Source organism: Streptomyces sp. NPDC030143 (assembly GCF_055573695.1).
Map to the genome: position 1 here is coordinate 1 of NZ_JBVIAY010000012.1, position 12,172 is coordinate 12,172.

The following is a 12,172-nucleotide window of genomic DNA, read 5'->3' on the forward strand; positions in this document are numbered from 1 at the left end:
GCGGGGGGGTGCTGGGGGGGGGGGGGGGGGGGGGGGGGGGGGGGGGGGGGGGGGGGGGGGGGGGGGGCCCCCCCCCCCCCCCCACCGGAAGGGGTGAACGGACGTAACTTTCCCGGGCGGGTGGCGTTTTGTCGCGCTAGGGCATCAGCCGGTCGCGAAACGTTACGGCGCACGCACGGCAGGCCCAGCCCTCGGTGCAGCCCCGCTCGCGGCGGACGCCCTGCACACGGCCGACCCACACACGGCCGCCACGCTCGCGGCGGACGCCCCGCACACGGCCGGCTCACACCACCGCGCCCGCCGACCCGTCTCCCACCACCGCCGGGTCACACCACCGGCCCGCACCACCGCGCGCCCCGCCGCTCCCCTCGCACCGCAAACGCACCGCGCCACCGCAACGCACCGCGCCACCGCAACGCACCGCGCCCCCCTCAGCACCACTCGAAGTCCTGCTGCGGGTCGTGGTTCAGGATCGTCAGGGTGCCGCCCGGGTGGGGCGCGGAGCGGCACCGGAGGCCTTGGCATCGTGGTTCTCCGGACCGCAGGCGGCAACACCCGCTGCCACCAGCAGGCTGACGGATGCCGCGGCCACGGCGCGCTCTGAGGAACGGTCGACGCACCGGGAAGACGACCTCCCGGTGGCCGACCCCGCCGGCCTGCCTTGCCGGGACGAAGTCCGAGGACATGTCGGCGCGACGTCCGGACGGTTCGTCAACTCCTGGGGTACGGCCAGGGGTTGGGCAGGCACCGGATGCCGTCGTGGTCGAGGAACTTCGTCTGCTGCTGCATGACCGGGGCGAGATCACCGTTCTTGTCACAGGTCACATGGTCGTAGCCGAGCCGGTGACCGACCTCGTGGTTGATCAGCATCTCGCGGTAGGCGTGCATCTCGTCGCCGTAGGTCTTCGAGCCCTGGGCCCACCGGTAGGCGTTGATCATCACGCGTTCGGTGGCGGCCGAGTCGCAGGAGACGTTGTCCACGGTGGTGTCGAGGCCGGATTTCGCGCACCAGTCGGCGGTGGTGCCGGGACTGGCGAGGGTGATGACGAAGTCGGGCTCGCCGGAGTGGATGCGTTCGAAGGTCCGGGCGCCGTGGTGGGCCCAACTGCGGTCGTCGTTCAGCGTCTTCTGCACGGCCTGCGCGAAGAGCGCGCCGTCCAGGCCGAGTCCCTGCTCGACGTCCACGCGGTAGGTGTACTTCCGCCCCTTGGCGGGCGCCTTGTCGACACCGGGCACGGCGTCGAACCTCCCCGAGCCCGTGAACGTCGCGCCGAGCTTGTAGCGCGCGCCCATCTTCTGCTCGTACGTCAGCGGCGTCGTGCCGGTCGGCGGCGAGGGGCTCGGCCGGTCGTCCCCGCGCGTGGCGGAGTCGCGGGCGTCACGGGCCGCCTGGTCGGCGGTGGACTGCGTCCGGGCGGCCTCCACGTCCCGCGCGTCGGCGACCTGCCCGGCCACCACGACGGCCAGCACGGTGGTGACGGCGGCGGCCGCGATGCCGGTGAAGGCCCGCCCCTTGCCGCCCTTGCCGCCCACGGGCTCCCCGGTGGGCGGAGCGTCGTCGTCACCGCCGGAACCGGCGGCCGTCCGGGGGGCCGGGTCCGGGTCCCGGTCGGTGACCGAGGCGTAGGGGTCGCTCGCGCGCGCGGGAGCGGCAAACGAAGGCCTGCGTCGCATGAAGACGTCGTCCTCCTCGGCGAAGGCATCGAGGTACTCCTGCCGGGGCCCCCGAGGAACCGCCGGCCGCTGACGGGGGATCAACGGCCCGGCACCCGGACCGGCGGACCCCCCGGGAGCACCGGCGTCACGCGCCGGACGTCCCCTCGACTCCCCCCATCCGCCCCCGCCCTCACGCTGTTCGGGGTGACCGCCACGGACCTGCGGGAAGCCGTGGGCAGGCGTACCGTCCGGGAAACGGGGCACACCGCGCGCGGGGGTCCCCCGATCGAGCGGGCCGTACGACGGTGTCCCGTGCGCGGGCGTGCCGTACTCGGGTGCGTCCTGGGCCGGCCGGTCCGTCCCCGTGGCGCGGCTGCCCCGCGCCCCCTTCTGCGGTGCGCTCTTGGGCGCGGGCCCCCGTCGACTGTGTCGTCCCACCGCCCCCCTCAGCTCCCCGCGCCCGCGGAGCCGTCGGTCCGCTCGTCGGCCGCGGTCGCCGCGAGAAGCTCCCGGAACGCCGCCGCCACCGTCTCCGGGTACTCCATCATCGCCACGTGGCCCGCCTGCGGAAGGGTGAGCAGCCGGGAGTCGCGGAAGGCGCGGGCGGCCCGCTGGGCCATGCGGAAGCCGACGAGCTGGTCGCGGCCGCCGTAGACGAGGAGGGTCGGGGCGAGGACGCGTTCGGCCTGACGCCACAGACCGTGCTGTCCGCCCAGGGTGTAGGCGCTGACGAGTCCGCGCGCGGAGCGCGACATCGCGTCCCAGAAGTACGGCAGCCGCAGCCGCCGCTCCAGCTCCTCCACGGCGTGGCGGAACGCCTCCGGGCTGACCCGTCCGGGATCGCCGTAGCACAGGGCCATGACCCCGCGGACGCGCTGCTCGGCCGTCCACTCCCGGGTGAAGCGGTTGAACAGGGTGGCCACGCCGGGCATGCCGAGCAGGCCGGTGGGCACCGCGGTCCGCTGGACGCGCAGCTCCGGCAGCGCGGGCGAGACCAGGGTCAGCGTCCGCACCAGGTCGGGCCGCACCGCCGCGACGCGCGTCGACACGGCGCCGCCGAGGGAGTTGCCGAAGAGGTGGACGGGGCCGCGCCCGGAGGCGTCCAGGTAGCGGATGACGGCACGCGCGTGTGCCGTGAGGGAGTAGTCGCCGTCGTCCGGGGGCGGGGAGTCGCCGAAGCCGGGCAGGTCGACCGCCTCACTGTCGACGACCCCGTCGAGCAGGGCCATCAGCGCCGACCAGTTCTGCGAGGAGCCGCCGAGGCCGTGCACGTACAGCGCGCGGGGCAGTCCCTCGCGCGCGGGCGGCCGGGAGCGGACCGTCAGCGTCACACCCGGCAGTCCCACCGACCGCACTCTCTCGCCCTCCGCGACCCGGACGGACACGGCCTTCGGCAGCGCGCTGGTGGGCGGCACGGAGGGCAGCTCGGTCGAAGACATGCGGCAATGTTACGAGACGATCACGTCGGGACCCGTGTGTTCGGCGTCACAGACGGCGGGTCGTTCCCGGGAGAGATGGCGGGGCGATTCACGGGCACATCGCATAGCGTCCGAAAAGGGTGTCTCCTAGGCTCGTAGAGAGGGCACCCGCGTGTGGCCCCTGCATCTTCAGGGACGTTCGTAGGAAGGGAGCCCGCCATGGCATACGACCCCACCGAGTCCGACACCTTCGAGCCCGACATCTTCGAGCCCGAGACCGACGTCGGCGAGATCGACGTCGAGGCGCCGGAGAACGACGCGGCGGAACAGCTCGCGGACGTCGCGCCGGACCGCGACGACCCCTTGGAGGATGTCGACCCCGCCCGGGCGAACGAGGCCGATCTCGTCGAACAGGCCCGCGTCGTCTCGCTCGACGAGGACGACTACCGCTGACATCGCCGGGTGAGGTGAGCTGGAGCGGAGCCGCATTGTGCCCGTAACGCCCCATCCTGAAACCTTTGGTACCGCTTTTGTGATCGTCCGGTCCGTGAAATTCTGCGCTCGCACCGCGCACACGACGGTTACCGAAAAGTACGATGACGGCGCGGCATCACACCGCAAGAGGACGACTTTGGGAGGCGGCGTGACAGCCATCGAGCAAACTGAGGCGGCACGCCCGAGGGGCACGCGCCTGCCGCGCCGTGCCCGACGGAACCAGCTGCTGGGCGCCGCCCAGGAGGTCTTCGTCGCACAGGGCTACCACTCTGCCGCGATGGACGACATCGCCGAGCGCGCGGGCGTCAGCAAGCCGGTGCTCTACCAGCACTTCCCCGGCAAGCTCGACCTCTATCTCGCCCTGCTGGACCAGCACTGCGAGTCGCTCATCCAGGCGGTGCGCGGTGCGCTCGCCTCGACCACCGACAACAAGCAGCGCGTCCGCGCCACGATGGACGCCTACTTCGCGTACGTCGAGGACGACGGCGGCGCCTTCCGTCTCGTCTTCGAGTCGGACCTGACGAACGAGCCCGCCGTGCGCGAGCGCGTCGACAAGGTCACCAACGAGTGCGCGGAGGCGATCTGCGACGTGATCGCCGAGGACACCGGCCTCTCGCGCGCGGAGTCGATGCTGCTCGCCTCCGGGCTGGGCGGTCTCGCACAGGTGGTGGCGCGGTCCTGGCTGCACAGCGACCGCAGCGTCCCGCGCGACGAGGCGGTGCAGCTGCTGGCCTCCCTCGCCTGGCGCGGTATCGCCGGTTTCCCGCTGCACGGCACCGAGCAGCACTGAGGCGCGGACCGGTCGGCCGTTTGTTCCCGCCCGCTGTTCGCTCCTGGCGTGGACGGCCGCGCCGTGTCCGTCCCCTCACCGGGCTAATGTGTGCGCGTACGGCGCGGACGCCCGCGCACCACTGACCGTCGGAGGGACTTAGCCGTGGAGGTCAAGATCGGCGTGCAGCACGCGCCCCGCGAGATCGTTCTGGAGAGCGGTCAGAGCCCCGAGGAGGTCGAGCGGGTAGTGGCCGAGGCGCTGGCCGGGAAGTCGCAGCTGCTCAGCCTCGTGGACCAGCACGGCCGCAAGGTCCTGGTCCCGGCCGACCGCTTGGCCTACGTCGAGCTGGGCGAGCCGGCCCCCCGCAAGGTGGGCTTCGGCGCGCTGTAGGCGGCGAGACGGGGAGGGGGGTCCGACACCGGTCGGGCCCCCCTCCCCGTTTTCTCCACGAATGGAGCACGACTCGACCACGCTGGAGGATTGCGTTCCGCAGGTCACGGGTAAGACGGCCTACGACCTTGGTGCACGGCCCGGCCGTCTGGGAGGGACCTCTACATGATCTTGGAAGCGCTCGGCTCCGCTGTGCTCGGCCTCGTGCTCGCGTGGGCGGCGCTCCTCCGGCTGTCACACCGCCTGCCGACGTCCACCCTGGTGTTCGCGACGGGCGTCGCCGGAGCCCTGTTCGGTGACTTCGTCACCCACAGCGCCCTGGGCCCCGGCACGGCACTGGTGAGCCTGATGGGCGCGGCGGTCGTCTCCGTCGCCTCGCTCTCCCTGCTGCTGCGCCCGGTCGGCAGACTGCGCCGGCGATCCGTCCACGCGTAGCGGGAGAAGGTCCGACGCCCGTCCGGAACGGGCCACCGGCGCCCTCCGTCCCCGGGAGCGGGAGAAGGTCCGGCGCCCGTCCTGAACGGGCCACCGGCGCCCTCCGTCCCCGGGAGCGGGAGAAGGTCCGGCGCCCGTCCTGAACGGGTTACCGGCGCCGTCCGTCCCCGGGGAGCGGGAGAAGTCCCGCTCCGACCGGGCCGCCGACCCCGTGCGTCGCCGCAGAGTCGGAGAAGGCGGTGGCGCACTTCCGTGTGGACGGCCGGCTACCCGTCCGGGCGGAGCGGGAGAAGGCGGTCGGCCCCCTAGGCGGCCAGCCCCAGCGCCGCCATCCGCTTGGTGTGCGCCTCGGTGATCCGGGAGAACATCCGGCCCACCTCGGCGAGGTCGAAGCCGTCCGCGACGCCGCCCACGAGCATCGTCGACAGCGCGTCGCGGTCGGCGACCACCCGCTGGGACTGCGACAGGGCCTCGCCCATCAGCCGCCGCGCCCACAGCGCGAGACGTCCGCCCACGCGCGGGTCCGCGTCGATCGCGGACCGCACACGGTCCACCGCGAAGCCGGCGTGACCGGTGTCGTCGAGCACGGCCAGCACCAGCGCGCGGGTGTCGGAGTCCAGCCGCACCGCGACCTCACGGTAGAAGTCGCTGGCGATCGAGTCGCCGACATACGCCTTGACCAGGCCCTCCAGCCAGTCCGAGGGGGCCGTCTGCCGGTGGAAGCCGTCCAGCGCGGCCACGAACGGCTCCATGGCGACGGTCGGCTCCTCGCCGATCTCCGTCAGCCGGTCGCGCAGCCGCTCGAAGTGGTGGAACTCCGCCGACGCCATCTTCGCCAGCTCCGCCTTGTCCTCCAGCGTGGGCGCCAGCTTGGCGTCCTCCGCGAGCCGTTCGAACGCCGCCAGCTCGCCGTACGCGAGCGCGCCGAGCAGGTCCACGACCGCGGCGCGGTACTGGGGGTCGGCGGCGGCCTTCGCCCAGTCCTGGGCGGCGATACCGGTGGCGGCGGCGTTGGCAGCGTTCTCAGGCTTGTCAGAGGTCGTCATGAAGCGCACAATAGCTGGCCCGCCACGCGGAGGAAGGCCCTGGTCAATCCGTGCGCGCCCGACGACGCGCATGACCACGTCCGACGGTGTGACAACCACTACGTGACCGAATCGGCCATCGCATGTGCGCGATTCCGGGGTATGGTGGTAATGCGCCTGCTGGTACTTCGACGTACCTCGACAGGCCGCACGTATGAGGATGCCCGGTCGGTGGCCCGATCGGCTCCGACCCGACAGCCCTCCCTGACCGTACGGCAGCAGTGCGTACGAGGATCGGAGGGACCCCTCAGCGGTTCGAGCGCTAGAGCGTCGGCAGAGGTCCCGTGCACTACGGCGTGCTCCCCACGGCTCGCTCGTAAGGCAGCCGACGTCCCGGCACGGTCCGACACGACCCCCGCGCTCGCCTCGCACCGCGCACACAGAAGAGGCAGCACCCTGACTACGACGTTCCGAGAGCTCGGAATCCTTCCCGAGACCGCCGAGGCCCTGGAGGCCGTCGGCATCATCACCCCCTTCCCCATCCAGGAGATGACGCTCCCCGTGGCCCTGACGGGCACGGACGTCATCGGCCAGGCCAAGACCGGCACCGGAAAGACGCTCGGCTTCGGCCTTCCGCTCCTGGAGCGGGTCACCGTCCCCGCCGACGTCGAAGCCGGCCGCGCGCGGCCCGAGGACCTCACCGACGCGCCGCAGGCGCTCGTCGTCGTCCCCACGCGCGAGCTGTGCACGCAGGTCACCAACGACCTGCTCACCGCGGGCAAGGTGCGCAACGTGCGCGTCCTCGCCATCTACGGCGGCCGCGCCTACGAGCCGCAGGTCGAGGCCCTGAAGAAGGGCGTCGACGTGGTCGTCGGCACCCCGGGCCGTCTGCTTGACCTCGCGGGCCAGAAGAAGCTGGACCTGAAGCACATCAGGTCCCTCGTCCTCGACGAGGCCGACGAGATGCTCGACCTGGGCTTCCTGCCCGACGTCGAGAAGATCATCAACATGCTGCCGGCGCGGCGCCAGACGATGCTGTTCTCTGCGACCATGCCGGGTGCGGTCATCGGTCTCGCGCGCCGCTACATGTCGCAGCCCACCCACATCCGCGCCACCGCGCCGGACGACGAGGGCGCGACCGTCGCGAACATCGCGCAGCACGTGTACCGCGCGCACAACATGGACAAGGCCGAGATGGTCGCACGGCTGCTCCAGGCCGAGGGCCGGGGCCTCGCGATGGTCTTCTGCCGCACCAAGCGCACGGCGGCCGACCTCGCCGACCAGCTCAAGCAGCGCGGCTTCGCCTCCGGCGCGGTCCACGGCGACCTCGGCCAGGGCGCCCGCGAGCAGGCGCTGCGCGCCTTCCGCAACGGCAAGGTCGACGTCCTCGTCTGCACCGACGTCGCCGCCCGCGGCATCGACGTCGAGGGCGTGACCCACGTCGTCAACTACCAGTCCCCCGAGGACGAGAAGACCTACCTGCACCGCATCGGCCGTACGGGCCGCGCGGGCGCCAAGGGCATCGCGGTCACGCTGGTCGACTGGGACGACATCCCGCGCTGGCAGCTGATCAACAAGGCGCTGGAGCTGGACTTCAACGACCCGCCGGAGACGTACTCCACGTCCCCGCACTTCTACGAGGACCTCAAGATCCCCGCCGGCACCAAGGGAGTCCTGCCGCGTTCGGAGCGCACCCGCGCCGGGCTCGACGCGGAGGAGCTGGAGGACCTGGGCGAGCCGGGCGGTCGCGCCGGCCGCGGACGCGGTGGCCGTGGCGGCCGGGACGAGTCCCGCTCCGCCGACCGCGAGCGTCCCGCCCGCACCCCGCGCCGCCGCCGTCGTACGCGTGGCGGAACCCCGCTCGACGGAACCCCGGCGCCCGCCGGGACCCCCGCCCCGGAGCAGACGCCCGCGGCCGGGCAGACGCCCGCGGCGGACGAGGCCACCGCGACCCGCACCCCGCGCCGCCGGCGCCGGACGCGCAACGGGGCCCCGCAGGAGGCCGCTGCCGCCGCACCCGTGACGGCGGCTGTCCCCGAGCCCGTCCCCGCGGCCGCCGAGGCGGCCGTGACGACGGCGGAGGGCCCGGCCCTCGACACCCCGGAGGACACCAAGCCGCGCCGCCGCCGCACCCGCAAGGCCGCGGAGGCCCCGGCCGGGACCGAGCCGCAGTCGGCGGACACCTCGTCGGCGACGCCGGTGGCGGAGACACCCGCGCCCGAGGTCACGGCCGTCGACACGGCGGAGGCCGCGCAGACGACCACGCCGCGCCGCCGGACCCGCAAGGCGACCGCCGCGGCGGAGGCCGCCGTCACGACCGCGCAGGGCACGGCGCCGGAAACGGCGCCGGAAGCCACCGAGGCGAAGCCGCGCCGCACGCGCAAGGCGACCGCCCCCGCGGAGGCCGCCGTCGACACCGCCGAGGCCACCGAGGCCAAGCCGCGCCGCACGCGCAAGACCGCCGCCTCCGCCGAGGCCGCCGTCGACACCGCCGAAGGCACGGAGACCAAGCCCCGTCGCACCCGCAAGACCGCGGCCAAGGCCACCGCCCCGGCAGAAGCCGCCGTCGACACGGCCGAGGCAACGGAGACCAAACCGCGCCGCACCCGCAAGACCGCGGCCACCGCCCCGGCACAGGCCCCGGCGGAAGCCGCGGTCGACACCGCCGAGGCCACCGAGGCCAAGCCGCGCCGCCGGACCACCCGCAAGGCCACCCAGCCGGAGACCGCCACCACGGCCGACATCCCGGCCCAGGCCACGCAGGAACCGGAGACCGAGCCGAAGCCGCGCCGCACGCGCAAGGCGACCGCCCCCGCGGAGGCCGCCGTCGACACCGCCGAGGCCACCGAGGCCAAGCCGCGCCGCACGCGCAAGACCGCCGCCTCCGCCGAGGCCGCCGTCGACACCGCCGAAGGCACGGAGACCAAGCCCCGTCGCACCCGCAAGACCGCGGCCAAGGCCACCGCCCCGGCAGAAGCCGCCGTCGACACGGCCGAGGCAACGGAGACCAAACCGCGCCGCACCCGCAAGACCGCGGCCACCGCCCCGGCACAGGCCCCGGCGGAAGCCGCGGTCGACACCGCCGAGGCCAAGCCGCGCCGCCGGACCACCCGCAAGGCCACCCAGCCGAAGACCGCCACCACGGCCGACATCCCGGCCCAGGCCACGCAGGAACCGGAGACCGAGCCGAAGCCCCGCCGCACCCGCAAGGCGACCGCCCCTGCCGAGGCGCCGGTCGAGGCGGGCGAGGCGAAGCCGAGGGCGCGGCGCACCCGCAAGGTGGCCGCCGCCGCGGAGCCCACGGACGGCTGATCCCGATCCGGACCACACGACGGCCCGGTCCCTCCTCACGGAGGGGCCGGGCCGTCGGCGTTCCCCGCCCGACAGGGCGGGCCGGCCGACGGCGGGGCGGTCCGCCCTTCACCCCGGCCCCCGCTCGGCCCGCGCACCACCGCCGACCGACCGATCGTGCCCTCCCACGCCCCCACCGGTCCCACCCGTTCCCGCCGCCGGCCCGACAACCCGACGGTCACACCCGCCCCCTCACCCCGCCCCCACACACACCTCCCCGGCCGGGCAACCCCGCTCGACCTCCCTCCACCCCACCCGCCCCCGTCGGTCTGCTCCCGGTAGCCTCACCCCCGTGACCAGCCCGAGCAGCCCCTTCGCCCCGCCTCCCGGTGCCCGTGCCCGTCTGCTGCCGACCGCGCGCGGCGCGTTCGCCGTCGTCGACGCGCCCGTCGCCGCCGGGGTCGAGCCGAGGGGCGTCGCGTTGCTGTTGCCCGGGTTCACCGGGAGCAAGGAGGACTTCCACCCGCTGCACGAGCCCCTCGCGGCGCGCGGTTACCGGACCGTCGCCGTGGACGGGCGCGGGCAGAACGAGACGGACGGTCCCGCGCACGACGAGGCCCCGTACGCGCAGGAGGAGTTGGCGCGGGACGTGCTCGCGCAGGCGGCGGCCCTCGGCACCCCGTTGCATCTCTTGGGGCACTCCATGGGTGGCCAGGTGGCCCGCGCCGCCGTTCTCCTGGACCACGCGCCCTTCGTCTCGCTCACCCTCATGTCCTCGGGTCCGGCGCAGATCTCCGCGTCGCAGCAACAGCGGGTGAAGCTGCTGCACGACGCGCTGGCGGTGATGACCATGCCGCAGGTGTGGGAGGCCATCCTGGCGATGGGGCCTCCGGAGGAGGTCGGCGGGCCCGCCCGCGGTTTCGGTGCGCCGGACGTGCTGCGGCTGCGCTGGCTGAACCACAAGCCGGCCCAACTCCTCGCCACCGGACGCCAGTTGCTCGACGAGCCGGACCGCGTCGCCGAACTCGCCACCCTCCCGCTCCCCTTCCACGTGCTGTCGGGCGCGCGCGACGACACCTGGCCGGTGCCGCTCCTGGACGACATGGCGGTGACGCTGGGCGCGCGCCGCACGGTCGTCCCCGGCGCCGAGCACTCCCCGAACCTGGACCGGCCCCTGCCGACGGCCCACGCCCTCGCGGACTTCTGGGACGGCGTCCCCCGCGGCGGGAGCCAGGATCCGTCGCGGGACCATGCCGCGGGCGGGTCCTGAACAGCACCGCCGCTGCCCTGCGGCCCGAACTGGTCGGGCGGCATCTGCGACGGCCTCAGCCGACCGGGCTGGAACGAGCCGCTCCCGTCCACCCGCCCCAGCACGCGGGCGAACGCGGTGCCCGTCGTCGCGTCGGCGGCCGGCGCGGCCGCTCCGCTCCGGCTCCGGCTCCGGCTCCGGCTCCGAGGACCGGGAGCCCTCCGGCGTCTTCGGCGTCGTCACGTGGTCGTCGGGCGACGCGATGCCCGCCCCCAGGGCCCTTCGGGGGTGTTCCGAAAGTCCCGCACAGCACCCACGGTGCCCGGCACGCCCTCTCGCCGCACCGGCCGAAAGCACGAATACATCCAGTACGAGCGCTTTCGTCCGGCACGCCGAGAGCACGCACCGGACGCCGCCGGCCGTCGCCGCGTGGTCGACGGGGGCACCGCGGGCACCGCACAGGACTTTCGAAACACCCCTAGTACTGCGTCTGGAGGTGCTCCCAGAACCCGTCCCGCAGCGCCCGCCTGAGGTCGGCCTGGCCGCGCAGCGAGTACTGGAGGATGCCTTCCGCCTCCACCAGCAGGTCCTGGTCGACCGAGCCGGGCAGGTAGGGGTGGCCGGGCAGGAGTTCGGCGAGGAATTCCCGGCCGCGCGCCGCCAGCCACTTCGCCGCGATCTGCGCGCCGACGAAGCGGACGTCCTCGCGGGCGGGCCGGGCGGTGCCGGCCGCCTCGTAGGCGGGGGCGGTGCGCCGTGAGACGTAGGGCTTGAAGAAGTCGAGGTCGAGGGTGCGCTGGCTGTCGACCTCCCACAGGAGCGGCTCGGCCTGGTTGCGGCCTTCCGGTGCCTCGATGCCCCACAGGTGGACCCGGGCCCCGTACCCCTGGGCGGCCTCCACCGCCGAGACGAGGTCCTCGTCGCCGCCGAGCAGTGCCGCGTCGCTGATGGCGCGGTGCCGGGCGAGGGACTCGAGGTCGGTGCGGATCAGCGAGTCGACGCCCTTCTGCTGGTTGTTGGCGTTGAGGTTGCCCAGCCGGACCTTGACGTCCGGGAGCTCGGCGATGGACTGCTGCTCCGCGGTGTGGATGCGGCGGCGGGCGCCGTCGTACCAGTAGACCCGCAGCAGCCGGCTGTCCGCGAAGATCGTGCGGGCCCGGTCGATGAGCGCCTCGATCAGCCCCTCGGCGTCCACGTCGAACGCCCGGCGGTCCTCGGTCCCGGCGACCAGCCGTCCCGCCGCCGCGTAGAGGTAGCCCGCGTCGACGAAGATCGCATGGGTCGACGGTGTCTTCGCCACCTCGGCGAGCATGCGCAGGAGCAGCTCGTTCGTGCGGTCGATGCGGGCGGCGAGAGCCGTGAGGTCGTCGTTCATCGTCTCCATTGTCCCGGTGGTCACGCTGCGAACACAACCGGTCCCGTTCGGTCCCGACGACTCGTC

General features: G+C 73.9%; 10 protein-coding genes. 6 read left to right on the plus strand and 4 right to left on the minus strand.

Features of this window, described 5'->3' with window-relative positions; translation table 11 throughout:
* Positions 1-711 precede the first annotated feature (711 nt).
* Complete coding sequence (locus ACZ4YY_RS21035) at positions 712-1,674, minus strand: DUF3152 domain-containing protein (protein ID WP_468292162.1); 963 nt, start codon at positions 1,672-1,674, stop codon at positions 712-714.
* 428 nt (positions 1,675-2,102) lie between these two features.
* Complete coding sequence (locus ACZ4YY_RS21040) at positions 2,103-3,095, minus strand: alpha/beta fold hydrolase (RefSeq protein ID WP_468292165.1); 993 nt, start codon at positions 3,093-3,095, stop codon at positions 2,103-2,105.
* A gap of 198 nt (positions 3,096-3,293) precedes the next feature.
* Between ACZ4YY_RS21040 and ACZ4YY_RS21045 the strand changes: the two genes are divergently transcribed.
* The 4 genes from ACZ4YY_RS21045 (at position 3,294) to ACZ4YY_RS21060 (ending at position 5,166) form a co-directional block, all read left to right on the plus strand.
* Positions 3,294-3,527 (plus strand): hypothetical protein, encoded by a 234-nt coding sequence (locus ACZ4YY_RS21045; protein WP_468292168.1) that lies wholly within the window; start codon positions 3,294-3,296, stop codon positions 3,525-3,527.
* A gap of 190 nt (positions 3,528-3,717) precedes the next feature.
* Positions 3,718-4,359 (plus strand): TetR/AcrR family transcriptional regulator, encoded by a 642-nt coding sequence (locus tag ACZ4YY_RS21050; RefSeq protein WP_468292171.1) that lies wholly within the window; start codon positions 3,718-3,720, stop codon positions 4,357-4,359.
* A 144-nt stretch (positions 4,360-4,503) separates the two neighbouring features.
* Entirely contained in the window at positions 4,504-4,731 is a 228-nt protein-coding gene (locus ACZ4YY_RS21055) for a DUF3107 domain-containing protein (RefSeq protein WP_264936807.1), read from the plus strand.
* Positions 4,732-4,896: 165 nt separating this feature from the next.
* Positions 4,897-5,166, plus strand: coding sequence for a hypothetical protein (locus ACZ4YY_RS21060; RefSeq protein WP_468292173.1), 270 nt, complete (start codon positions 4,897-4,899; stop codon positions 5,164-5,166).
* Positions 5,167-5,471: 305 nt separating this feature from the next.
* On the opposite strand, the gene ACZ4YY_RS21065 is transcribed toward ACZ4YY_RS21060, so the two are convergent.
* On the minus strand, positions 5,472-6,221 hold the full coding sequence (locus tag ACZ4YY_RS21065) for a ferritin-like fold-containing protein (protein ID WP_468292175.1): 750 nt from the start codon (positions 6,219-6,221) through the stop codon (positions 5,472-5,474).
* 519 nt (positions 6,222-6,740) lie between these two features.
* On the opposite strand from ACZ4YY_RS21065, the gene ACZ4YY_RS21070 reads away from it, so the two are divergent.
* Both ACZ4YY_RS21070 and ACZ4YY_RS21075 read left to right on the plus strand, forming a co-directional pair.
* Positions 6,741-9,503, plus strand: coding sequence for a DEAD/DEAH box helicase (locus ACZ4YY_RS21070; protein WP_468292178.1), 2,763 nt, complete (start codon positions 6,741-6,743; stop codon positions 9,501-9,503).
* Between the two features lie 331 nt (positions 9,504-9,834).
* Positions 9,835-10,752: an alpha/beta fold hydrolase gene (locus ACZ4YY_RS21075; protein WP_468292180.1), complete on the plus strand. Its 918-nt coding sequence runs from the start codon at positions 9,835-9,837 to the stop codon at positions 10,750-10,752.
* Positions 10,753-11,209: 457 nt separating this feature from the next.
* Here the strand turns inward: ACZ4YY_RS21075 and ACZ4YY_RS21080 are convergent, their stop codons facing one another.
* On the minus strand, positions 11,210-12,115 hold the full coding sequence (locus ACZ4YY_RS21080) for an NYN domain-containing protein (protein WP_468292673.1): 906 nt from the start codon (positions 12,113-12,115) through the stop codon (positions 11,210-11,212).
* Between the last annotated feature and the right edge of the window lie 57 nt (positions 12,116-12,172).

What these genes read in the sequence shown, in the direction of transcription:
- ACZ4YY_RS21035 (WP_468292162.1), bottom strand. Translation starts at nt 1,674, where the DNA reads ATGCGACGCAGGCCTTCGTTTGCCGCTCCCGCGCGCGCGAGCGACCCC.
- ACZ4YY_RS21040 (WP_468292165.1), bottom strand. Translation starts at nt 3,095, where the DNA reads ATGTCTTCGACCGAGCTGCCCTCCGTGCCGCCCACCAGCGCGCTGCCG.
- ACZ4YY_RS21045 (WP_468292168.1), top strand. Translation starts at nt 3,294, where the DNA reads ATGGCATACGACCCCACCGAGTCCGACACCTTCGAGCCCGACATCTTC.
- ACZ4YY_RS21060 (WP_468292173.1), top strand. Translation starts at nt 4,897, where the DNA reads ATGATCTTGGAAGCGCTCGGCTCCGCTGTGCTCGGCCTCGTGCTCGCG.
- ACZ4YY_RS21070 (WP_468292178.1), top strand. Translation starts at nt 6,741, where the DNA reads ATGACGCTCCCCGTGGCCCTGACGGGCACGGACGTCATCGGCCAGGCC.
- ACZ4YY_RS21080 (WP_468292673.1), bottom strand. Translation starts at nt 12,115, where the DNA reads ATGGAGACGATGAACGACGACCTCACGGCTCTCGCCGCCCGCATCGAC.